At 65.2% G+C, this 1,323-nt stretch carries 1 protein-coding gene and 1 pseudogene; both read right to left on the reverse strand.

Annotated elements, in window-relative coordinates; all coding sequences use genetic code 11:
* Window positions 1-591, reverse strand: a 591-nt coding sequence (locus EOA23_RS34770) for a LysM domain-containing protein (protein WP_145966610.1), incomplete at its 3' end; no start/stop codon positions are given.
* A gap of 138 nt (window positions 592-729) precedes the next feature.
* Window positions 730-1,323: pseudogene (locus tag EOA23_RS34775) on the reverse strand (protein-L-isoaspartate(D-aspartate) O-methyltransferase); the annotation flags it as partial.

The following is a 1,323-nucleotide window of genomic DNA, read 5'->3' on the forward strand; positions in this document are numbered from 1 at the left end:
CTTCTGGCCGGACCGGATGCCCTTCTTCGGATCGATCCCGTTGACCTTGGCGATAGCATCGGCCGGCACGTGGTAATGCGCAGCCAGGCCTGAAAGCGTCTCGCCGTCCCGGACAACGATTTCGGTCGCATGCGGCGCAGCACTGGCGTTGCGGACCGCGTCGGGCTCGGCGGTCTTGAACGGTTTTGCCGGCGTGACCGTGCCGGTGGCCGTCCTGTCGAGATGCGGTGCCGGCGCAAGCGCCGGTGCGAGAGCGGGAGCCGAAGCGGTACGCATCGTCTTTGCCGTAGCCGGCGCCGAGGGCGGCGGCAATTGCTGGGTCGTGACCGGCTCGAGGCTGGAGCGGCTCACCGACTGGGTGTGCGTGCCATCGACCGGCGCAGGCGCGACAGTGTCGCCCGGATAGGGCTGGTCGACATTCTGCTTGTTGATGATGGCGCGCTGATTGTTGGTGGAGGATGTGAAGACATCATCGACACCGTTGAAGCGCATCGACTGGGAACTGCACCCGGCCGCCGCGCCGGCAATCATCAGCACAGCGCAACCGCGCGCCAGATTGCGTCTGTTTGCTTTCAAGTGATTGAATTGCATCGCACTAACCCGCACAGACCCGGTACAAACTGGCCCTGATTAAAGCGCGTTAATGTTACTGCCGGGTTAACCCCTTAGAATCCGACGAAAATTTTCTTAAAACATTGGAGGAAATTTTGGCGGAAGCTCCAAAGCCCGCTAAATCACCGCCGCGACGCTGCGCAAGATCGGCTGCAGCCTGACCATGCCGATGTCCTCGCGCTCGAAGCGGCTGCCGACCTTGGTGAGCTTGGCCAGCACCTGCTCGCCCTCCTCCGGGCCGATCGGCGCGATGACGATGCCGCCGCTCGACAATTGGTCGAGCAGGAAGCGCGGCAGGCTGTCGAAGGCCGCCCAGGCGACGATGCGGTCGAACGGCCCTTCATTGGGCAGGCCGTTGGAACCGTCGGCCTGGCGGACGATGATGTTGCTGATGGCGAGCGCGTCGAAGCGCTGCTTTGCCTGCTCGGTGAGCGTCTTGTAGCGGTCGATGGTGATGACGCGCGCGGCAAGCCGCGACATGACCGCTGCCGTGTAGCCCGAGCCGCTGCCGATCTCGAGCACGCGGTTGCCCGGCTCGATGTGGAGCGCGCCGATCTGCAGGCCGCGGTGATCGCCGCGGCCTGCAGATCGGCGCCCTCGATCGCCTCGCCGCATTCGATCGCCTGGTCGGACGGCATGCTGCCGATCGAATGGAACTGGGCCGCCAGGACACCGCGCCGCGGCGTCGCCTCGAAGGCCGCGACCAGCGGC

Source organism: Mesorhizobium sp. M2A.F.Ca.ET.042.01.1.1, assembly GCF_003997405.1.
Taxonomy (GTDB): domain Bacteria; phylum Pseudomonadota; class Alphaproteobacteria; order Rhizobiales; family Rhizobiaceae; genus Mesorhizobium.